Annotated in this window: 17 protein-coding genes and 2 pseudogenes; 10 read left to right on the top strand and 9 right to left on the bottom strand. The window is 45.4% G+C overall.

Features of this window, described 5'->3' with window-relative positions; all coding sequences use genetic code 11:
* Positions 1-184: 184 nt before the first annotated feature.
* Complete coding sequence (locus B3Z23_RS14555) at positions 185-394, top strand: hypothetical protein (protein ID WP_294911433.1); 210 nt, start codon at positions 185-187, stop codon at positions 392-394.
* 127 nt (positions 395-521) lie between these two features.
* Complete coding sequence (locus tag B3Z23_RS14550; protein WP_294911430.1) at positions 522-2,321, top strand: hypothetical protein; 1,800 nt, start codon at positions 522-524, stop codon at positions 2,319-2,321.
* 110 nt (positions 2,322-2,431) lie between these two features.
* Here B3Z23_RS14550 and B3Z23_RS14545 read toward each other — a convergent pair whose 3' ends face one another.
* The 5 genes and pseudogenes from B3Z23_RS14545 to B3Z23_RS14525 all read right to left on the bottom strand — a co-directional run.
* Positions 2,432-3,019: a hypothetical protein gene (locus B3Z23_RS14545; RefSeq protein ID WP_294911427.1), complete on the bottom strand. Its 588-nt coding sequence runs from the start codon at positions 3,017-3,019 to the stop codon at positions 2,432-2,434.
* Positions 3,012-6,449 (bottom strand): type I restriction endonuclease subunit R, encoded by a 3,438-nt coding sequence (locus B3Z23_RS14540; RefSeq protein WP_294911426.1) that lies wholly within the window; start codon positions 6,447-6,449, stop codon positions 3,012-3,014. Before B3Z23_RS14540 ends, B3Z23_RS14545 begins: the two co-directional genes overlap by 8 nt.
* A complete protein-coding gene (locus tag B3Z23_RS14535; RefSeq protein WP_294911423.1) occupies positions 6,427-7,860 on the bottom strand; it encodes a restriction endonuclease subunit S in 1,434 nt (477 codons plus the stop codon). The genes B3Z23_RS14540 and B3Z23_RS14535 overlap by 23 nt, the downstream gene beginning before the upstream one ends.
* The gene (locus B3Z23_RS14530) at positions 7,860-10,229 is read right to left on the bottom strand and encodes a type I restriction-modification system subunit M (protein WP_294911420.1); all 2,370 of its coding nucleotides are present in this window, start codon (positions 10,227-10,229) and stop codon (positions 7,860-7,862) included. Before B3Z23_RS14530 ends, B3Z23_RS14535 begins: the two co-directional genes overlap by 1 nt.
* Positions 10,230-10,240: 11 nt before the next feature.
* Positions 10,241-10,603: pseudogene (locus B3Z23_RS14525) on the bottom strand (HNH endonuclease family protein); the annotation flags it as partial.
* Positions 10,604-10,717: 114 nt separating this feature from the next.
* On the opposite strand from B3Z23_RS14525, the gene B3Z23_RS14520 reads away from it, so the two are divergent.
* Positions 10,718-11,817 (top strand): IS3 family transposase gene (locus B3Z23_RS14520; protein ID WP_414716495.1). Its coding sequence is split into 2 segments (ribosomal slippage): positions 10,718-10,973 and positions 10,973-11,817, totalling 1,101 coding nucleotides; the frame shifts between segments, so codons are not numbered across the junction.
* Positions 11,818-11,849: 32 nt separating this feature from the next.
* On the opposite strand, the pseudogene B3Z23_RS14515 reads toward B3Z23_RS14520, so the two are convergent.
* Positions 11,850-12,041: pseudogene (locus B3Z23_RS14515) on the bottom strand (helix-turn-helix domain-containing protein); the annotation flags it as partial.
* Positions 12,042-12,475: 434 nt separating this feature from the next.
* Here B3Z23_RS14515 and B3Z23_RS14510 point away from each other — a divergent pair.
* From B3Z23_RS14510 to B3Z23_RS14485, 6 genes are all read left to right on the top strand, one after another.
* Positions 12,476-12,940, top strand: a complete 465-nt coding sequence (locus B3Z23_RS14510; RefSeq protein WP_294911415.1) for a DUF943 family protein — start codon at positions 12,476-12,478, stop codon at positions 12,938-12,940.
* Between the two features lie 171 nt (positions 12,941-13,111).
* On the top strand, positions 13,112-13,639 hold the full coding sequence (locus B3Z23_RS14505; protein WP_294911412.1) for a hypothetical protein: 528 nt from the start codon (positions 13,112-13,114) through the stop codon (positions 13,637-13,639).
* A gap of 616 nt (positions 13,640-14,255) precedes the next feature.
* A complete protein-coding gene (locus tag B3Z23_RS14500) occupies positions 14,256-15,098 on the top strand; it encodes a DUF3289 family protein (protein WP_294911409.1) in 843 nt (280 codons plus the stop codon).
* Positions 15,088-15,549, top strand: coding sequence for a DUF943 family protein (locus tag B3Z23_RS14495; protein WP_038017089.1), 462 nt, complete (start codon positions 15,088-15,090; stop codon positions 15,547-15,549). The genes B3Z23_RS14500 and B3Z23_RS14495 overlap by 11 nt, the downstream gene beginning before the upstream one ends.
* Before the next feature lie 106 nt (positions 15,550-15,655).
* Complete coding sequence (locus tag B3Z23_RS14490) at positions 15,656-16,123, top strand: DUF943 family protein (RefSeq protein ID WP_294911407.1); 468 nt, start codon at positions 15,656-15,658, stop codon at positions 16,121-16,123.
* 222 nt (positions 16,124-16,345) lie between these two features.
* Positions 16,346-16,813 (top strand): DUF943 family protein, encoded by a 468-nt coding sequence (locus B3Z23_RS14485; RefSeq protein WP_294911404.1) that lies wholly within the window; start codon positions 16,346-16,348, stop codon positions 16,811-16,813.
* A 215-nt stretch (positions 16,814-17,028) separates the two neighbouring features.
* On the opposite strand, the gene B3Z23_RS14480 is transcribed toward B3Z23_RS14485, so the two are convergent.
* Positions 17,029-17,232 (bottom strand): hypothetical protein, encoded by a 204-nt coding sequence (locus B3Z23_RS14480; protein WP_294911402.1) that lies wholly within the window; start codon positions 17,230-17,232, stop codon positions 17,029-17,031.
* 315 nt (positions 17,233-17,547) lie between these two features.
* Here B3Z23_RS14480 and B3Z23_RS14475 point away from each other — a divergent pair, with 315 nt between their 5' ends.
* Positions 17,548-21,066: an AAA domain-containing protein gene (locus tag B3Z23_RS14475; protein WP_294911401.1), complete on the top strand. Its 3,519-nt coding sequence runs from the start codon at positions 17,548-17,550 to the stop codon at positions 21,064-21,066.
* A 541-nt stretch (positions 21,067-21,607) separates the two neighbouring features.
* Here B3Z23_RS14475 and B3Z23_RS14470 read toward each other — a convergent pair.
* Positions 21,608-21,883 carry a YdgH/BhsA/McbA-like domain containing protein gene (locus B3Z23_RS14470; protein WP_294911400.1) on the bottom strand — a complete coding sequence of 92 codons (276 nt, stop codon included), beginning with the start codon at positions 21,881-21,883 and terminating at the stop codon, positions 21,608-21,610.
* Between the two features lie 289 nt (positions 21,884-22,172).
* Positions 22,173-22,637: a helix-turn-helix domain-containing protein gene (locus tag B3Z23_RS14465; RefSeq protein WP_294911398.1), complete on the bottom strand. Its 465-nt coding sequence runs from the start codon at positions 22,635-22,637 to the stop codon at positions 22,173-22,175.
* Between the last annotated feature and the right edge of the window lie 249 nt (positions 22,638-22,886).

Here is a 22,886-nt window from a genome sequence, read left to right as displayed (position 1 = left end):
TGGGAGTTGATGAGGCAGGGAGGGTGTTAAAACGCTGGAAAAAGCTAATGGAACCACTCAGGGAAGACCTTAAGCGTCTTACTGATGACTATCTGTCATCCGGTAAAACCAACCGCTACGGGCGCTTTGCCTCAAAAATGCGGTGGGGCAGAACTTTAACTGTACATGGAAGGATGTCCGGAAGGTGGAAAAATGGCAGACAGGACAGATGCGCCGGAAACTGCTTGCCCATATGTTGCAAGGGCTGGAAAGTCGTGCCGTCTACGATTTTGTCGCCAGCCATGGTGGAGTATGCGTACTGGAGCATGACGGTTTTATCAGCCTGAACAAACTGTTTAATGATGACTGGAAACACCCGTATCTGCGCGTTGTGCTAAAAAACGAGGTACATTAGTAAAATCAGTGGTATCAATGTGAGGGATAAATACAGGATGAATTGATTAATTTTTTTTAATCAAGTAGATTATCGCTGTTGAACTATTTCTCGAATATATTCTGTATTTCTACCTATGAAGGATACTATGATGCTTGAGAAGTTAGAGCTAACCAAAAATGCGCAATTTTATATCTCTAAGGGTGATGAACCTCTACCCCCGATAGATGATTTATTTATCCTTGATATATTGAATGCATCTGATGATAATATTGACCCCGAATCTTCACATATATTAAATGAATTTAGAATAAAAAAGTACTTAATTGATAAAGATATCCCTTATTTATATTCAGTTAGAATATTCCCCACTATCAGGCCAGTTTACTTCATTGGGAAAAGTGAAGGCGAGATTGGTTTATATGACAGAATTCATGCGTTTATTATTATTTTTGAATTCGAAAATTATATCGGCATAATTAAAAAAAGCTGTTCTAATATATCTGAGAAAGTTGAGAAAAACTTCGATCTGATTACCAATGCGATGATAGCTGAGACTTTCAATGATTTCGATGTTTCTTTTCAAAGAATATCTTTAAGAAACATGACGGTATCGGATAAAGCAATAAGACAGCGATCTTATGAAGCTCCGGATTTAAAGGGTACATTCTCGACTCATGCTGCCGGAAGATCAATACCATTATTCTTGAAATTTAGACAAGGATCAACTGTAAAAACTATCTCGGGCACCGGGCGTTTAGTCGAGTCATCTCATAGAATCAACTTTGATAACATAGCTCTCTGGGTTTACAATCAACTTTCTCTAATAAAAGATGGTGGTGGCGAAAAGGATTTTCTAGATGCATTCGCGAAACAAAAAAAGCTCCACGAAGTGCTTGAACACACAAAACCAAATGCAATTTTAATTGAAAGTTCATCTCTATATGACCAACTCATCGAAGATGATATTCGCATTAAATATGAAAACAAAAAAGGAGTAGGCGTTGAGCTAATACCAATGGAATTAGAGAGATTAATAAGGCATCTCGAAAGGGTTTATTCAGTTGATTCAGAAGGGAAAATAATCACTAAATTTGGCCGAGCATTTATTAGAGTAAATAATAAAACTTTGACTTTCGACTCCTCATTTCTGAGGGCATTGAAAGTAAATGTATCAGGAAGTGATGTTACGCTACAAAGTTATATAATTAAAAATGGTTTTTATAGTATCACTTTTGATGACCCCCGCTATATGTATTTTATTGGTAACTGTTTTCAAGATGACTCTGGTGTCGCAGAAATAAATAGTATATTAGATATGTTGAGCCCGGTAGAAAATATGGATTCAATTACTAGTGAAAAAGGTAGTTTTAGGACGACTAGTGTTAAATTTTCGAAAGAATCAATGTTTAATCTAGTTGAGAAAATACATAAAAATGATGACTATATTTTTTGTGATGATTTAGGTAATGAATGGGCAGATCATATCACCTTTAACAAAGTTGACTCATGTATTAATTTCATCCACTCAAAACATGGGCCGGTTAGCACTTCTGCTAGTAACTTACATGATGTTGTCGGTCAGGCCGTAAAAAACTTGGGGTACATGAACTTTAGTAAAGCTGACTTTATGAAAAAATCCGGTGGTAAATTTTCAGAGAAATATAAATCTACTAAATGTGAAACAAATATAAAAAGGATCAGAAAAGGCAATCTAAATGACCTGGATGAATATATATCCAATCTTCTAAAAGATTTTAAATTACATCGCAAATGTATTCTGAGCTGTTCTTTTATATCAAAAAATGAAATAAAAAATGAGTTTGATAAAATATCAAGGGGTGAGAAGGTTAATGGTCACATTACTCAACTGCTATGGATATTATCTTCGTTTTCTCATGCAGTAAAAGAAGTAAGCGCAATTCCAATTATTTACTGCTCTGACTGAATGGGTTTAGGCCCTTCAACATTTAAGGGCCTTCTTAGATAAATGGTTAAAACTTAGCAGGAACAAAAATTTTAGAATGTCTATCATTTTTATATATAAGAAAAGTTGCTTCATCTATGAATATTCACATTGATATGAACCACATGAATCAGCTCTTCACTTGCATGTTTGTGGCTACTCTCATATGCCCATTTCATCGAATGTTCTTTGGTTATTCCATGTTGGAACACAGGAAGAGTTTTATCAGCAATAGTGCGTAGTTTAACTACAATGTCGGAAATTCCAGGTTTTTTTACATACTCGACAACATAACCACGACTTTGTCGACCTGTTGAATATCGGGAAACCAATTGTACTATGGCTTGCGTATGATAACTCGGTCCTGAATAGATCTTTGCCTCGGCCAAACGACGCTGAGGAGTATTAATACTTTCAGACTTGATGGTTAGATCAACACGCCCGTTACTATATCCCTCTCGAACTACAGAGAGTCCCGGCATACTTAACGTTGCCGCCAGAAAAGCAGATAGCTTTTCTTCGCTGTCTCCATTCAAGTGATGTGCCTCGGCCTCCATACGTTGCACACATTCCTCAAAATGGCGATCAAGAAAATCGTCAAATTCCTCGGCAGTCCTCGCTTCAAAAAGCTTTCTCAGAACAGGAAACCAAGCAAACATTGTTTTCAAACTATCAACCATGTGTGCCATCCTGTGTTTTAGGAAGCGTCCAGCGGATAGACAAGCCTTCTGCCCAGTCGCGGTCCGTTTGAATTCCTGAACTCATGAATCGTACCTCATCAAAACTAATCGTGTATTGCGCATGTGATGCATCCATGCGTAAAAATTCACGATGTAACAAACCTACATCATTGGCGGATAAAAGATTTAAGACTGGGAAGAGAATATGGCTTACAGAGAACCCACTGCTTTCCTCAATCATGGCCAAGTCAGAAAGACCTATGCTGCTGCGCCCATTGCCCATCAAACGATCTATCAAAAGGCTTGCTGCGTTTGACCATATCTCCGCCTCACCGAATCTATCACGAACTAAAACCTGCACTCGTTTCTTTAACTCATCACTAACTAGCTGATTAGACAGATGCTTCTTGTAAGTCACATCAAACACCATGTCTGTCAACCAACGTTTGAAATTGCTGTTATCGCTGAACTGTTTAAACAGTTCGGTGTGATCAGCCAAGAGTTCAAGCACAACACGGTGAAGTGCTTTATCATGCTCAAGCTTGGCATTTTGCCTGTCAGAATTCACCTGAGCATTCTGGTAAGCTTTATCACGAGCGACGCGTGCAGGGATCTCCTCGGTAAGGACCTTATGAATCTGATCCTCGTCTTTCCAGTCGATATTGCCAAACAGGTCATTGAAGGTCTTAATTATATTCGACAGTCTGTCTATCTCGGGCTCATTTACGCCACCACTGCTGCTGGCAGGAACAGGCTCAACTGCTGCATCTATGTCCTCCATAGCCATCTTGAGTGACGCTTTGGCTTCCACCCGGTAGCTATCCATGTCAACCGACTCCAGCACTCCTTTAGAAAGGTCTTCCTCTTTGGGCGCTGGTAGCTTCGGTATAAGGAAGTTCAGGAAGACCGACAGCTTCTCCCACGCTGGATGGCCATAGCTCAGGATTGCTGCCAAGAAGCTATAGCTACGCACGAATGCCTTGGCTTTCCCCTTAAATCTCACTTGGCCATCTTCGTCCAGGTTTTCTTTATATTCCTCTACACAGAGGTCGAGGATTGGGTCGAGTTTATCCCGATCAGCCCCTCCTAAATAAAGCGTGACTAAATCCTCTACCTGCTGCCAGCTATAAACCTGTGGTCCATCCAGCTCAGCTTTCAGATCGTGCAATTTGTTGGGGTCCGTTTCACCGTTTTGAATTGTGGCACGGTAATAGTCCTGGAATGCAGCCTTCACTGCCTCAGCATTATCGGCAAAGTCCAGCACGAAAGTGTCATGCTTCTGCGGATGGGCACGGTTAAGCCGTGACAGGGTTTGTACTGCCAACACCCCCGCTAAAGGCTTATCCACATACATGGTGTGTAATAGAGGTTCATCAAAACCAGTGACGAACTTATTGGCTACAATCAAAAAACGATAAGGATCCTGCTTGAACTTGGCTGGAATATCCTTGCTTGGGAAGTGGTTGAGATCAGCTTCCGTTTTCTTCTCACCACCGATCTCGAAGTCTCCAGAGTACGCAACAATGGCCTTATATGGGCTCTTGAGCTGGATAAGATAATCTGACACCTCACGGAAGTAGTCGATAGCTCTGGAAATCCCATTGCACACAATCATCGCCCGCGCCTTGCCGCCAATCTTGTGCTTACCTACGACCTGAGTGATAAAATGATCGACCATAATCTCGGCCTTACTGCGAATGGCCTTATCGTGTGATTCTACATAGTGGCGGATCTTCTTAAGCGCCTTCATCTTGTCGAATTCGGGATCATCTTCGACGGTCTTGGCAACCTGGTAGAAGCTGTCGTAACTAGTGTAGTTCTCCACCACATCCAGAATGAACTTTTCTTGAATCGCCTGCTTGGTGGTGTAGGTTAATTCCTCCGGTGAACGAAACTGCACTTCGTCACCTATAACGATTCTCTCGCCGAATAACTCCAAGGTCTTATTCTTTGGGGTAGCGGTAAAGGCGAAGTAGCTAGCATTCATTAACAACTTACGTGACTGAATACGCTTCTCAATCGCTACATTCACTGCAGATTGAGTAGCATCCTCTTCAAAATCCTCCTCACCAACTTTCCCGCCAAGAGCTTCATGCATCCGTGTGGTGGTCTTCCCCCCCTGACTGGAATGTGCCTCATCGATTAGCAATGCAAACTTCTTGCTCGATAAATCGCCCATTTCATCAAGGATAAAGGGAAATTTTTGTACCGTAGTAACGATGATCTTCTTGCCTTTTTGCAAGAAGCTGCGTAACTCTTGTGCATTGTCAGAGTGACCAAAGATAGAGGCGACATGGTCATAGCCCTTGATGGTACGAGCAATCTGCGTATCCAGTGCTCGCCGATCGGTGATGACAATAATTGAGTCAAATTGGGTAGTAAGAGGGTTAGCGGCGGTACGCAGCTCAACCAGTTGGTGAGCTAACCAAGCAATCGTATTGCTCTTACCACTACCTGCTGAATGCTGGATCAAGTAGCGATTGCCAACCCCGTCAGCGCGGGCACGGAGCAGAAGGGCGCGGACAGTGTGGAGCTGATGGTAGCGCGGGAAGATTTGTTTGCGTTTCTTGCGCTTCTTACCATTTGCATCGATCTCTTCTTCTTCCACCACCTGAGCAAAACTTTCGATGATGTTGGCTAACGACTCCCGAGTCAACACTGACTTCCACATATAGTCTGTCTTCATGCCATTCGGGTTGGGTGGGTTGCCTGCACCGCTATTCCACCCCTGGTTGAAGGGAAGGAACCAAGACGTTTTGCCCTTCAGTTCAGTACAAAATGCCGCCTCAACATCATCAACCGCAATGTGGGCTACACAGCGCCCCAACTGGAACAACAGCTCTCGGGGCTCCCGTGTTGTCTGGTACTGGACAATGGCGTCCGCCAAGGTCTGCTTGGTCAAAGAGTTCTTCAATTCAAACGTCAGTACTGGCAAACCGTTGATGAAAATCACCATGTCTAGTTCATTGCCACAGTCATTGCTGTAGCGCAACTGTCGAGTAACGCTGAAAATATTCTTGTTGAAGGCTTCTGCGGCCGTTGGATTGCCTGGTGTGGGTAACCATTTGTAGAGGTCAAGGTGAACCGGTCCGTGACTTATCCCTCTGCGCAACACATCAACCACACCACGCTTGGTGATCTCACCTTGCAAACGATGTAAGAACTGGGTGCGCTTGATCCCTTCAACCGATAGTTCCAACGTTTCCACCGCATCGGATTGCGTTGTATGGAGGAAAGCGAGCAGTTGCACGACGTCCAGAGCGACATCGCGGTTGTAGTCTTTGGCCTGGCCCTGAACATAACCATTATGGGGGGCAGCGAAGTCTGTCAGGGAGAGATCGTGGTTGTACTCCGGTTGTGGCATCCCAGTCAGTCTGCGCACAACGCGCGCCTCGAACCCACGCTCGCTAGTGTCTGTCTTCGCCATCATCCTTCTCCTCTTCAGCCATACCTTCTTGTTCATCGCCGAGCACAACTAACTCCTCGTCGTTTACGACGTCATCTGGGTTTGGCTGCCAGCCATGTACATATACTTGGCCAGTGACCACATCCGCAATCAGCCGGTCGCGGTATTCACGGATTAACTGAATTTGCTTTCGCTCATGCTCGATTGCTACATCAATTGGATGTAACTCATTTTCTAATATTCTAACCAATTGCTCCTGAATATCTTGCGGTGGCAGAGCGAACCAGACGTTGCCAATTACTTCTCGAGTAAGGTTGCCTAAACCAGTAGTACTATTCGAGCCGAACGCCATCTGGTCGCGACCGATTCGACTATTTAGGAAATACCAAACCCACTTTGAGGATACTGAAGATTTCGGACGTAAGCGTTGCATAAAATTGGAGAAACAGCAGTCTAGCTCCTCAACCTCGTTTGTGACTAGGCTCGTTTTTCCAATATGTTTCTCGCTACCACTTGATTTGGTAATTACGAGGTCGCCAACTCGAAGTTTTTTTGAATGTAATTCGTGTGCAGTTAATTGCCTCAATGCTGGTGATTCAATCCGCCAACTACCGTCTACCTCTTGTTCTGTCGAACGTAAAACGGGGGTCCCCCCACTCCCGACTGGATCATCGCCCCAACAGCCACCATCGTTTGCCACAAGTTGTGTCTTCAAACGACAAACTGTCCAATCAAACGGTACTTCTCCTAACCATTCAATGCCAGATGGTTTTAGTTTGCTTTGTGTATCAAAGCCACGTGTGAGTGCTTGATCAATAATATGCTGTTTCCGCTCGGTTAGACGTGAAATTAGATCACGCTTGGCCTTGATAAAGCGGGCTATGTGGGCGTCCTTCGCACGCAGGTAGGCAACGGCCTGATCTTGCTCAGATCTCGGCGGCTGAAGCAATGTAATACCGAGGAACTGGTTTGGATACAAACGCAAACGAGAAGACTGGATGCCAGTCGAACGCCCAATATATTCGGCGACATAAAAGCGGGTACGCAATAAGTAATCGAGATAAATCGGGTTAAAACTGTCGGCACTATACGGGCGATATACACCATAAGCTGGGCTAACAATCCCTGCATGCTTACTCGTGCCGAGCGCAGCCATCCAGGCCCACAAGGTGTTGATCACTATATCACCTGGACGGCATAACTTTGATCCCACATAGCTCGCCGCTTTGAACATGGTTACGTTCTTCTGGCTACGCGGAGTAACGCCAGTGATATGCGATACAGACAACAGCTCTTCCTGACCAGTTTTAGAGCGCTCATCTACCTCGCGAAAGAAAGTTTTGGCTCGTTGTTCATTCCAATGTTCAGGCACTGGTGGCAACCAGCGAATTCGTGCGGCACGGTAAGCCGGATACCTTTTGGTCTCGGCCATCATTACGCTCCCACTATCTTGTGCAACAAGCCTTCTGACTGCTGCTCAAGCGTGAGGATATCAGAAAGAATTTCCTGTAACGTGCGCAGCTTGGTCGGCTTATAGAAGTAGCGGGCAAATGAAATTTCATAGCCGATTTGAGTCTTTTCCATAGCAATCCAAGAGTCTTGAGCGAATGGAAGTACTTCTCGCTCAAAAAAAGCATCAATGCCTCCTTGTTCCTTTAGAGGGACTTGCTCAGTATCACGCAGATCGGAATCCGCTTCGTACTCGACAATGAAGCGATCTTTGCCCACAACCTCTAAATATACGCCGTCATGCCCCTGCTCAAAGAAATCGCTTTCTTTAAGCTTATTGCGCTTGGCAATAACAGGAGGTGCCGTTTCGTCTCGCCAGCTTACCGCCTTAAAGATCATCTTCTTCTCGGCTGCCCCCAACTTTTTACCGTTCGCCTTTAGCACAGCATCAAAACGGGTGCGGAATTCGTTATGATCGTCGAAAACAGTCTGACCAATCTCTTTTTGCGCCAGTAAGGCAAATTCGACTAGTTCCTTGTCACGCTTCCATGTCGTGCTATCGAGCAGCTTCTTGCGACGTTTTGCTGGAACTATCTGCCTAGTAGACTTGTTTTCTTCGCTCTCTTCATCGTTGCCATCATCATCGTTATTCTCATCTTCACCTTTCAACCAAGCATCAATGAGTGGCTTGACTTTAGCGAACTCAGTATAGAGTTTTTCACCATGTTCCTGATAAATTTCAGCTCGCAAAGCCTCATCACCTGAGGCAAAGCGCAAGAGCTCAATACTCTCTGACTTAAGTTGGCTCTTGAGACGAAGCGGACGCTCAACAGTGATCTTCCAGTAGCCAAAGTCAGCGATATCAAACCATTTGCAATTCTCATTTTCCTGTGGCTGGCCCAAGTACAAATCCAAGATATTTTTGATATCCTCTTCGGAGAGTTCACAGTTTTTCCTGCCTAGGTTCCGACGAAGCGGTTGGAACCACTTGCTCGCGTCGATAAGTTGTACCCGGCCCTTACGATATTTGGATTTCTTGTTGGCCAGTACCCAGATATAGGTAGCGATGCCTGTGTTATAGAAAATGTTGAGTGGCAGAGCGATAATTGCTTCGAGCCAATCGTTCTCAAGCACCCAGCGGCGGATATTGCTCTCCCCCTGCCCAGCATCCCCAGTAAACAGAGCCGAGCCGTTGTGCACTAGCGCGATGCGACTGCCCAGCGGTGTGTTGTGCTTCATCTTTTGCAACTTATTGACCAAGAACATAAGCTGACCATCGCTGGAGCGAGTAATGAGCTTGAACTCGGCATCGCCACTATGATTGACGATGAACCTCGGATCACTGAATTCCTTCTTGCCACCCATCCGTTCCAGGTCCGTTTTCCAGCTCTTGCCGTAGGGTGGGTTGGAGATCATAAAATCGAACTCACGCGAACTGAATTGATCGGCGGAAAGAGTTGATTTGTCCGCACCGCCTACTATGTTCTCAGCCTCTTCGCCTTCCCCTTTGAGGAGTAAGTCAGCCTTGCAAATGGCATAGGTCTCATCACTGATTTCCTGCCCGAACAGGTGAATGGACACATCTTTGCCATACTCCTCAGCCAATTCTAGCAAAGCATCTTCAGCCACAGTCAGCATCCCGCCAGTACCACAGGAGCCGTCATACAGGGAGTAGGTACTGGATTCTATCCGGTCAGCCACAGGCAAAAATAGTAATTTGGCCATAAGCTGTACCACATCACGTGGAGTGAAGTGTTCGCCTGCTTGATCGTTATTTTCTTCGTTGAAACGCCGGATCAACTCTTCAAACACTGTACCCATGCCATGGTTATCTAGTGCCGGGAGCCTGATGCGCCCGTCGGCATCCATGACTGGTAACGGCGAGAGATTGATCTTAGGATCGAGGAAATCATCGATCAAATAGCCGAGTACTTGCGAATCTACCAGCTTCTGGATTTGATTTCGGAAGTTGAACTTGGATAGGATCTCTTGCACGTTGGGCGAAAAACCATCAAGGTAGGCAATAAAATCATCACGAAGTCGCTGTCCTGCCGCACTGGCTTTCAATTTGGTCAAAGTAAAATCAGAGACATTATAAAATGCCTGTCCAGCAGCCATACGCAGAGCACCATCTTGCTCTATCACGTTATGAGTATCGAGAAACTTCTTACGCTCCAGTACCGCTTCTTTGGTGTATTCCAAAACGGCATCCAATCGTCGTATCACAATGAATGGAAGAATTACGTCACGATATTTTCCGCGCACATACACATCACGCAGGCGGTCATCAGCGATATTCCAGATAAAGTCAGATACCCACTTGATCTGGCTTTTATCTTGTTGTTTCTTATGCATCAATATGTTCCTTAACTCACCGCTAGCCCAGTTGCTATTTCGTCATCAGGGGCAGCGAGATGCCAATGTTCTATAAATACGTTTAATAAGTGTCGCTGGCGTTTAGCTAAAATATTTGGAGTCCAATTGTCTTCTGACCTGACCTCTTGGGTTAAAACGAATGGAGATGCGACTCCTTTACCCTTAAAGTAAACGTTCTTTTTGGTAGCAAAGTCATAGTTACTGGCTGCTGGATTCTTGCGAATGTGTAAGGGTACCAGATTAGCGAGACGATGTGTCCAGTCGTCTCGTTCTTCCGCGTCAGGAAACCATTTCATCCACTCTGAGGTTAGTGGGGGATTCTGCGGTAGCACATGCTCTAGAGAAAGATGGTCAAAAACTTGTTTTTTACTGCCATCGCTGACTAATTGATCTCTTCCCTTTGTTCAGTCCCGGTGTAAAGTGGAGTTTCCGGCTTTTCTTTCTCTCATTAAATGAGGTCATCCGGCATGAAAAAGACACGTTATACGGAAGAACAGATAGCTTTTGCGCTGAAACAGGCAGAAACCGGCACCCGGGTCGAGGAAGTCTGCAGAAAGATGGGGATTTCTGAGGCGACTTTTTACAACTGGAAGAAGAAATTCGGCGGCATGGGGGGGACTGAATTACGCCGTCTGAGGCAGCTGGAGGAGGAGAACCATCGTCTGAAACGTCTGGTGGCTGATCTGAGTCTGGACAAGGAAATGCTTCAGGATGTCATCCGAAAAAAGTTCTGAGGCCGGTGCAGAAGCGTGAGGCCGTGGAATATCTGCTGGCAGCGTACCGTGTCGGGGTTCGCCGGGGATGCGAACTGATGATGCAGAGCCGTACGGTTTACCACTACCGCAGTTGCCGTGACGACCGGGCGCTGACGCAGCGAATAAGGGAAATTGCTGAGACCCGGATACGCTATGGCTGTGAGCGTATTCATATCCTCCTTCGCCGTGAGGGCTGGCGGGTTAACCATAAGAAAACCCACCGGATTTACTGCCTGGAAGGACTGAATTTACGGTCAAAACGTCCCCGCAGGCATGTCACCGCCAGGCACAGGAAATCACGACCGGAAGTGGTTGCTGTGGATCAGTGCTGGAGCATGGATTTCGTTGCTGATAATCTGTTCAACGGACGCCGGATCAGGGCGCTGACTGTAGTCGATAATTTTAGTCGTGAATGTCTGGCGATCGAGGTCGGCCAGGGGTTACGGGGTGATGATGTGGTTGCCGTAATGGAGCGTTTAAAGCAGTCCTCAGGGCGTACCCCGCAAAGGCTGCAGACAGACAACGGTAGCGAATTTATCTCAAAACCTATGGACAGGTGGGCCTGTGAAAACGGGGTTACCATGGACTTCTCCCGCCCGGGGAAACCCACGGATAATGCGCTTATCGAATCATTTAATGGCAGCCTGAGAGATGAATGTCTGAACGTTCACTGGTTCCTGTCACTTGATGATGCCCGGGAAAAAATCGAACAGTGGCGGCAGGAATATAATCATTACCGGCCGCATTCATCATTAAATAACCTGACTCCGGCGGAATTTGCCCGAAGTCATCAAAAAGGTCAGATCCTCTGATTTAGCCTGGCAGGGATATTGGGAGGAGATCATAAGTAAGCCCCGATAGTCACACCAGCCCCGCCTGATTCGAGAGAACGCAGAGTCATTGGCGACATTCCTGCTCGCTCCGCCACCTGTTTTGCTGTGAGTTTACGCCTCAGACGCGCAAGCTTGAGACGCTCACCGAATTCAGCAAGCAACCGATTAGTATCAGGAAGTAATGGAGCGGTTTTTTTAGCCATAGTGATAATATTCTATCCCTTATAATCGTATATCGCCATAATATTAGCACTTTTATGTCAATCTGGTCTTTGCTATTGCTTGTCGTTAGTACATTGAAAGAAGTGCTAATATTACTGCAATAATGAAACTGAGCTGATAAAAGTCCTGAATAACTAAGATTCTGAAGAATTGGGCCTTTCAGTTATGAAAAATTCTTAATCAGTAATATTGATGACAAAAAAATCCTTATCACAGGTAATAAAAGATCCATGGTTTAATCAGTGCCTGATGAGAAACTACGCAATCACATTGGATGAGGTACCTTCGTCATTTCAGAATTAATATTTTAAATATTAATTTTCCGCAACTGGTTATTTTTTCAATAGTATAATATATTTTCACCCGGGCCTTTATGGTCAATATGGAAGCCACTATTTAATTACAAGGAAGAGTAATGTCAGGGAGAATAAAAACAACACATGTCACGCTGTTACTCGCTGGTTTAGCCATTTCAGTTTTTTTCCTGTGGCTGTCACTGCGCCCGGCGGAGATTGTTGCTGTTCATCATCGGGGGAATGGGTTTAGTGCGGTGTTAGTCAAAAGTTTTCCTTTGACCGATAAAGGAAAAATCCACTGGTGGCTAAAGAATCAGGTTATGTTGAAAGAGAAATATAATCTTCCAAATCCTGGAAAGGATGGACATTTTACTGTAACTTTCTGGTTGTTTGGTGAGGGTTATAAAGAAGAAGGAGACAGTGACAGGCTCTGTTTTGACGATATGCCCGCTCCGGTAAATTGTATTGAAAAGAATGCTATTTTTTCGGTATATAATAGTGCCATTCTGGGAACTATATTTATCGTAGACGGTGGTGAATACCGTTTAAAAAATGGCAGAATAATAAAAATTGCCAGTGAATGAGTTTGGTTGACTGTCAGTCAAAGATCACAGAAACCAGATTGCTTTCGATGGTGCAGTAACAGCATATCGTCTTACCATCAGCTAATCCTGCACAATCCCATCACTGACCACTGGGCTGTATAAAAACCAGGCTATAGCATGGGCTGTCAGAGTTTATAGGGAGATAAACGAATGAGCACCAGAACAGAGATAAAGGACGGGGTTGCGCTTAAATGCCGGTTCGATGAGGGGGAGAGTAGCGGTAAGCCATCTTCGGTCACTGGGACGACGATCCTGCTAAAAGGTGTAAAGTGGTGCGTATTACTGGCGGTCACCTCGTTTATTCTCGTTGGGCTGTTTGTCTGGCTGGTCGCCTCTGGCTCAGATAAAACAGTGGTCTATAAACAAGATAATTTCCTCAGTTACCACATCCTGACTGACAGTGAGATACAAAATGCCCCGCGAATCACGGATAATTTCTATTTCGAATCGCACCCGGGGGATGGCTATGCGCCTTCAAATAGTATTATTTTCGCGGGTGCCTCCGGGACAGCATCGTTGCGCTGTTACCTTGAAACGCTGGGGTATACCAGGCAACAGCGTAACTTAGGAGGAAAAGAAATATGGTCAAAACCGGATCAGTTAAACAGTAACCTTTTTTATATATACTTTAATGCCGTTACAGCTGAAGCTGAGCTAACAAAAGTCCTGAATAACTAACATTCTGAAGAGCAGTATCTTCCGGTTATGTAAAATTAATAATATTGATGACAAAAAACTTATGACAGGTGATAAAAGAGTCATGGTTAAATTAATCTCTGATCAGAAGTTACGGAATGATTTCTTGTATATAATAGTGCCATTTTGGGAACTCTGTTTATCGTAGATGGTGGTGAATACCGTTTAAAAAATGGCAGAATAATAAAAATGACCAGTGAATGAGTTAGGTTGACCAGAAGTCAAAGATCACAGAAACCAGCTTGCTTTCGATGGTGCAGTAACAGCATATCGTCTTACCATCAGCTAATCCTGATCAATCCTGATAAATACCCTGAGCGTGGCCCTGGTCGTATTAATCCGGAAATAGGAACTAATAAGCAAACTCCGGAACACCGATATCGATATTACCTGCACTTTAAGTTCTGTTTCGGTAGTTTTCTGTTATGGCTTATCTGTTAAATCATGGCCGGATTAACTTAGGATTATTACCTGCCCACTAAAAGTAATGCTAAGAATGTGACGGTCATTTTCTCCATGCTGTTTACACCCTGCCATTTTCTGGCGTATGATTTCCTGCGAGGAAGTTACCGGATAAATATACAAGGAATGTATAATTATGGCCGCATTACAGTTTCCCTGTACGCTGTTCGAAACCCAAAAGAGGATGAATGATTACAGCGCCCGCGATATGCGATGCGGTGATTTATCTGAATCTCAGTTAAAAGCAAATTTTCATCTCACCAATGTTTCGGCCAGAGTCAACCCTTATTCTCTGACAAAAATAACTCCATTTTCACGGCCGCAGTCGATGTTTCATGGTTCACATGCGGAGGGGGAAAAGACCACCCGTCAGCAATGTACCCAAATCCTGTTCGATGAATTCAGGGATTTATCACGTGTATTCTCGGTATATGGCCCTTACAGGCACCTGATCGAGAAGATGATCACTCATATGCAATATGGTAATGGTCAGCCATTCAGAAATATAAGTCTGGACAGAGCGTTGTATGAATATATTCTTAATGATAGCACTGATAGTAGTATATTATTAAAAATTAAGGATGCTTTAAATAAGAATATGGATTGGGAAAAGGATCAATTTCCGGCAGAAAAAATAGTAAAAATAAGAGACTCAATCCTTGAAGGGATACTGCCAAAATTCAATCGACTCCGGGATAACATTAACGGGATGGGGATTACGGTTCATGATACCTGGGCTACCCATATCACCCTGAAATCGCTGCATGTAAGTAACGACCGTTATCGTGCTGTAGTACATTACAAAGTGCAGGATCATTTTGGTCTGGATAACGATGATATTCTGAAAGCAAAATTCAGCCAGTTCAACTTATTCCGGATATGGTTTGTACTCCAGCGATATAATCAGTTTGGATTTAAGCCATATATGACCAATATGGAAGCTACGGTAGAAATTACTGGAGGCCGGAATGAACATTAATATGAAAAATAATCTGCGTATTCTCTGTATCATTGGAGGTGTTCTTTCAGGATTCTTTTTGTGGTTTATATACCGCCCGGTAGAAATTATTGCAGTTCATGGCGATGGAAACTACAGTTATGTTTTAGTGAAAGGTTTTCCCATAACAGACAGAGGAAAGATTTCCTGGTGGTTGAAAAATAAAGATTTAATTGGAAAACGGTATGACATTCCAAAGCCAGCTGGTTATGGAAGTTATAATGTTACTTTTTGGGATTTTGGTGATGGGTATAAAGAAGATAAATACGATATGCTCTGCTTCGATGATATGCCCACGAAAATTAACTGCATCGATAAAACCCCACTGTTTACTGTTAAACGATTTGGCTATGAATCAGAAATATTTATTACCTATGAGGGGCGCTATAAATTGTCGGATGCAGGTAAGATCATAAAAGTCCGTCGTGAATAGGTTCATTTACGCTAGTTTTTACCGTATCCGGCTTGTATTGCAGCGGTGCAATATACTGCCCTTTATACCAATATGGAAACCACCATTGAAATTACAGGGAACCGTAATGACAGGAAAAATTAAAAAATTCTTCATTGTGCTGCTACTGGCCGGGGCGGTGATTTCAGGTTATTGCCTGTGGCTGTCACTGCGCCCGGTGGAGATTGTTGCGGTTCATCACCGGGGAAATGGGTTTAGTGCGGTGTTAGTCAAAAGTTTTCCGTTGACCGACACCGGAAAAATTCACTGGTGGCTGAAGAATCAGGCGATGTTAAAAGAGAAATACAATATACCTAATTATCCTGAGGACGGTTATTTTACCGTGACTTTCTGGCGGTTTGGTGAGGGCTACAAAGAAGAGGGTAAATATGACAGGTTATGCTTTAATGATATGTTACCGCCGATAAACTGTATTGAAAAAGATGCTGTATTTTCTGTCTGGAATAACCGACATCGGGATACTATCTTTGCAACCTATGATGGGCGCTATCGGTTAAAGGAAAACGGAGATATCGTTAAAGTTACCTATCCATAGCCGGCTCATAAACAGAATATAACCAGGTGCAGAACTGTTCTGATTTAAAGAGAGTGCAAAATTTTTACTGCACCAACAGCAGCTGGGGATATGGAATGCTGTATTAATCCGGGGCGGGCTTAAAAACCCGGTTTAGGATCTAAGATACGGATACTGGCAGACCTGCTTTCAGATTCTTTATGACCAGTATGGAAACCACCATTGAAATTACAGGGAACCGTAATGACAGGAAAAATTAAAAAATTCTTCATTGTGCTGCTACTGGCCGGGGCGGTGATTTCAGGTTATTGCCTGTGGCTGTCACTGCGCCCGGTGGAGATTGTTGCGGTTCATCACCGGGGAAATGGGTTTAGTGCGGTGTTAGTCAAAAGTTTTCCGTTGACCGACACAGGAAAAATCCACTGGTGGCTGAAGAATCAGGCGATGTTAAAAGAGAAATACAATACGCCAAATTATTCTCAGGATGCTTCTTTTCACGTGACTTTCTGGTTGTTTGGTGAGGGCTACAAAGAAGAGGGTAAATATGACAGGTTATGCTTTAATGATATGTTACCGCCGATAAACTGTATTGATAAAGATGCTGTTTTTTCTGTCAATAATAGCAGGAATCTGGGGATGACCTTTGAAACTTATGAAGGGTACTATCGGTTAAAGGAAAACGGAGATATCGTTAAATTTACCTATCAGTAGCCGGCTCATAAACAGAATATTGTAGATACTGAACAGGTATCTAAAAATCTTCTGCCAGATAAATCCGGTCATTGCGGGAATACTATGTTCCCTCAGAACTTCATTTTTCAGGATCATTTCTGCCGGCCTCAGCTTCAGCGACTGCCAGTGTTCAGGTATCAGTTGCTGATACGCATGTTGTCAGAAAGGCTCATCTGTTAAGGGTCAGATTCCAGTCACTTGCGCAAGTGGTGGTCTTTAATGGTCGGAAAATCAGGCGGCATCGAACGGTAGGCGGTTTCGGCAGGGCACAGGCAGCCAGAGACAATATCATCGTGGTTAATCATCAGGTCAGCGCTCTGAGCGGCAATATCCTTTAGCATTGCATCCAGCGAGACTATATTGTTGTGAATATCAGAAATAACGGCCAGCCTCGTCATTAATTCCTCTTCGGTTATCATTTTGGCGTGAGCCGGTAGTCACCGGTTTCAGGTGCGGAGTCAATCCCCGGCTGGCCGTTTGCTACGGGGGAGAGATAATTCACTCTGCACTGCTGATAACAGTGCTACCCAACGGAATCCCCGTTAGTGAGCCGCGGGAATCTCCCGGCCGATAAATGATTCGCCGCGCGATCTCCGAAGGAGATTAGTGTAAATAAATTGTTGCGTTCGGCCTCATGGCATGGACAATAGTTAGCCATAACTTGTATTTATACCAATAAAATCAACAAATTTATAAAAGATATGGGATGGTTAATGGACAGTAATACTAAAGGATTTACTTCCTACTGGCGGAATACTTTAGCGGATGCAGATTCCGGTAAAGGGGGATTCAGGTCTGGTGATGCAGATAAATTCTGCCAGTGGCGGGATGCCGAAAGCGGACGATTAGCAGAAGATATTGTCCGTGATTACTTTGCCGGTGAAGATACTGATGTCATGACGGTTGAGGTGATGCTCAGGCCACAGGCGTGGATGCTGCAACGACAGCATGGTAAAAAGCCAGCGGCCGGGGCTCCGGATGTAGTCACGCCACTGGTGCTTTCCGCCCGGTTAAATCGTGAAGGTTTTTTAATCCCTGCCGCAGATGCCTCCATCCCTCGTGATCTGCTGGAACCCCTGCCACAGGGCGTGTTCTCGGTTGGTGAAATGGCGCAGTATGATAAGTACCAGACCACCCATAGTTCTGACTATTCTGCAGACGAAGGTCAAACCCCGCCGGAAACCGAAACAGAACAGCAGCAGTTACAAAGGCATGCCGGCTATCAGCGGCAGTGGCAGGCATATCTTCAACAGTCAGAACAACTGCTGGCGCATGTGGCCGGAAAATGGCTGGATGCACATGAACATTATGAGCAGGCCGAATACGGCTATGTAATCAAGGAAAGCCAGGCGGCGGGGGCAGGTTTTCATATCCTTGGTCTGTATGATCATCTGCTGAAATCTAAAAAAGAGGTTCCGTTATTGTCGCGCTTTGCCGCCACGGAACCCTCTCCGTCTGAACCGTTGCTGGGTGACAATGCTCAGTTTGCCCGGCGGTTGGGACACTCCGGCGATAAGTTTCCTCTGGCGATGGCCCAGCGGGATGCGCTCAGCCATTATCTGACCCAACAAACCGGCGATATTCTTGCGGTGAACGGCCCGCCGGGAACCGGAAAAACAACACTGGTTCTGTCGATTATCGCGACTGAATGGGCCAATGCGGCGCTTAATCAATCCGAACCACCGATAGTGATTGCCACATCAACCAATAATCAGGCCGTCACTAATATTATTGAAGCCTTTGGTAAAGACTTTGGGACCGGCAGTGGCGCGATGGCAGGCCGCTGGCTGCCCGGTTTGCAGAGCTATGGCGCTTATTTCCCCTCTTCACGGGGTAAGGCCGAAGCAGCAAAAAAATACCAGACCGAAGACTTCTTCAACTCTGTGGAATCTAAGGTTTATACCGAAACCGCTCAGGCTTACTATCTGCAAAAAGCCCGCGCCGCTTTCCCGCAGGAGAAATGTGAGTCCGCCGGACAGGTCACTGAGTTGCTACACCAGCAGTTAACCGGTTTGTCTGAACGGTTACAGTCTGTCGGCCAGCAATGGCAGCTCCTGCAACAAGCCCGCCAGCAGTTAATGGCGGTCAGTGAAAATCCTCAACACTATATTGCTGATAAACAGCAGCTGTTACTCCAGAGTAGCCGTGAAACCGAACAGTTTATCCTCAGCCGTAAAAAATGGCAGGAATACCGGGCCAGTGAATCGATGATTTTTACGCTGTTCGGCTGGCTTCCTTCCATTCGTACCCGCCGTGGTTACCAGATTAAACTGTTACTGGATGAAATTCTCGGGGATCGGATGGCGGGTTTTCAGGGCAAATTACCGGAAGGTGTCGATGCCTATATTGATTCCCTGATTGTTCAGAGCCAGAACCTTCAGCAGCAGTATCAGCAGCAGATTGATCATGCAGAGCAGGCTATCGCTGAGGAACAGGCGGCCGTCCGGAACTGGCAGGAGATCTGCCAGACACTGGGGCATACCGGTGAACAGGAACTGAACCTCGCGCAGGCAGATGAACTTGCTGATTTAAAGATTCGTTTCCCTGCCTTTCTGCTGGCGACCCACTACTGGGAAGGACGCTGGCTTCAGGATATGGCCGATATTGACAATCCTGCCAAAGAGAAAACCCGTACCGGGGCAAAAAGTGTCCAGGCCCGTTGGCAGCGCAGAATGAAACTCACGCCCTGTGTGGTGATGACCTGCTATATGCTGCCTAATCATATGAAAACCAGCGAATTTGCCGGACAGGGACTGCCGTTTGATAAAAGCTATTTTTATAACCTGGCCGATTTACTGATTGTTGATGAAGCCGGTCAGGTTCTGCCGGAAGTCGCAGCGGCATCTTTTGCGCTGGCAAAAAAAGCGCTGATAATAGGCGACACGGAACAAATCGCCCCAATCTGGAGCAGCACCCCGGCCATTGATATAGGCAATATGCTGGAAGCGGGTATCCTGCAGGGCGACACTCAGGAACATCTGGCTGAAGCCTACCGGCGGGCAGGTGATTCGGGGAAAAGTTCGGCTTCCGGCAGTGTGATGAAAATAGCCCAGTTTGCTTCCCGCTATCACTACGATCCGGACCTGGCCCGGGGCATGTATCTGTACGAACACCGCCGTTGTTTCGACAATATTATCGGTTACTGTAATGAGCTGAGTTATCACGGTAAGTTACAGCCTAAACGGGGTACGCAAAAAGAGACATTGTTCCCGGCGATGGGTTATTTACATATTGATGGTCTGTGTCAGCAGGCGACCAGCGGCAGCCGCTATAACAGTTTTGAAGCTGAAATTATTGCAGCCTGGCTTTCTGAAAATCAGCAGGGTATTGAAGACTACTACGGCAAGCCAATACATAGTCTGGTCGGCGTAGTCACCCCGTTTGCGGCACAGGTCACAGCAATAAAATCTGCTCTGGCTGCCCGGGGTATCACCGTTGACGGGGGGGAAAGCTCGCTGACTGTCGGTACGGTGCATTCTCTGCAGGGGGCTGAGCGGGCCATTGTGTTGTTCTCGCCGGTGTATTCCAAGCATGACGATGGTGGTTTTATCGACAGCAGCAACAGCATGCTGAACGTTGCTGTCTCTCGCGCCAAAGACAGCTTCCTGGTGTTTGGTGATATGGACCTGTTTGAGATTCAGCCGCCATCCTCGCCGCGTGGATTACTGGCAAAATACCTGTTTGCAGTAGCCGGTAACGCCCTGGTCTTCGAATTCCCCGAGCGTCAGGACTTAATCGATGATCACACGCCAGTCACCACCTTGCATGGGGTAGAACAACATGATGAATTCCTTCATGACTCGTTCGCCGGTGTGACTCGCAGCATCCTGATTGTCTCTCCGTGGTTGCGCTGGAGAAGGCTGGAGCAGACCGGTTTTCTGGAATCGATGATCCGGGCCATCGCACGGGGAGTCTCTGTCACCGTGGTGACAGATGAAAGTTTTAATACCGAAGACGATGACGAAGTAAAATATCGCGAGAAACAGCAAAGGTTGACTGAGGCGTTGAACCGGCTGAATGAACAGGGAATAGTGACCCGGTTGGTGGACCGTGTACACAGTAAAATTGTAGTAGGTGACGATGCCATGCTGTGTATAGGCTCATTTAACTGGTTCAGTGCGGCGCGGGAGGAGAAATATCAGCGTTATGATACCTCGATGGTCTACCGGGGCGAAGGCGCGAAAGGGGAAATCAAAACCATTCACGCCAGCCTTACCCAACGTCTGAAATAATCACATCCTTGTTTAATATGCCCGGAATTCCGGGCATATTTTCGGTATTCACTGGTTAACAGAGGGTATCTCCGGAATTGCTGCCGTTTTTTAATTTATCGCCTTCTGCCGACCGTGCTGGCCGGACTCATTGACGCCCCCATTATCGCGGTGCCAGCCCCTGTGGGATACGGTGGGGCTGCAGGTGGTCAGGTGGCGTTATCTTCCTGTCTGGCCAGTTGCAGTGGCGCTATCATGACCATGAATATCGACAATGGCTATGGTGCGCGCCTGCGCGGCCATTAGGATCTACCATAAAATTTATAAAGCAGAATGCCGGCAAAATGATCGTTAAGAAGTTGGGCTGCCAGGGTGGCATGTGGCGGGGTCAGAGGAGGGGATTTCGGGGAAGATGCCAGTTAACTACGGTGAATGCCGACTATCAGTGGTCTGGCCGGAGAGCCTTTTTTCATTATCTGATTAATTATCTGTTGCGACCGAAATATAAAAGCCACCCGCAGGTGGCCATATCTCACTCAATATTATTGATAACAGTGAGTAACTATTTATTCTTAGCAAAGATTGTCGCGCTAATTATACTGTTTGAGCCATTTCCAATAGATCCGGAGGTGTTAATCACATAGTAATCAGCACCTGCGGCATCGGCTTTACGGGAAATGTCATTTTCATGGATATCTTCCATATTTTGTATCACATTTATATTTCCCAGGCTTTTCAGACCGGATGACTCATTCTTACTGATTTCTGTGGCGGCAAACGAGGTGGAGCTGATAGTAAATAACGCGACTGCTATTGCTGCGAACCGTACAGGTTTCATTTTTTAATACCACTATTTTTAAATTTAATTGTCTGCATCATCTGCGAAACAGATCTTAGTCCTCTGCCATAACAGGGACAACGAGTTTTTTTCCTGGGAATTAACATTTATGGCTATTCTCTGTATCCGCTAATGAGTATCGTGAATTCAAATACCGGCGGTAATCCGGGAAAATCAGCCACACGCATCAAAAAGCGCTCTCTGTCATTAATCACTTGAGCTATGTTATTTTTACCCCCTGATAAATAACCATTAATCCGATGGCTATGTATCACTCTTTGTCAGTCATTTAATAAAATTTCACCGGAATAACATCACAGTGCAGTGGCCCGATGTGGCGACAAGGAAGAGAAGCGCCAAACCCGGGGTTAGCGAGGCCCGAAGCATGATGAATACTGGTGTAGAGCGCAGGTAAAATTCCCTGAGTTATCCAGTATTCCGAACGCCGGTAACCCCCGGGCGAGATTTTAAAATGACTTTTAAAGGCTCGTGAAAATGACTGAGGGGAGTCAAAACAATATTTTTCCGCAATATTAATAATACTATGACTGGTTAATCTTAAATCGATCGCGACCCGGGATAAACGACGTTGTCGTACATAATTCCCGAGAGTCATACTGGTCGTTTCCTTAAAAACCCGTTGTAAATGCCATTTAGAATAGCCGGATTTTTCTGCAATATCGTCGAGCTGCAGGTTATCTTCAAGATGAGATTCAACCCATACTACAAGATCACGAATGATGTTACTATTCACTGACTCCTCCATCAGAGAAAATGAGCTGTGAGCACCAGGAAATGACTCATAAAGAGTTATTTCAGTGCGATATTTTAATTATTTCACCTGACAAGCGATTACCTTAAAATAAAGGCGAGGCCGGAGAGGAGAATTACCGGTCAGACAGTAAAGCCAGAGGGAGGAGATGAGGATATTAACCAGGTAAATCTGCAGATAAATACTGAAGACAGGGCTGTTCTGTTATTGTTTTTTGGCAGAATAAGCAAT

The sequence above is a fragment of the Tatumella sp. UBA2305 genome, assembly GCF_002345795.1.
Lineage (GTDB): Bacteria > Pseudomonadota > Gammaproteobacteria > Enterobacterales > Enterobacteriaceae > Tatumella > Tatumella morbirosei.
The sequence above is the reverse complement of the archived record's forward strand: the minus strand, read 5'-3'. Positions and strand labels throughout refer to the sequence as shown.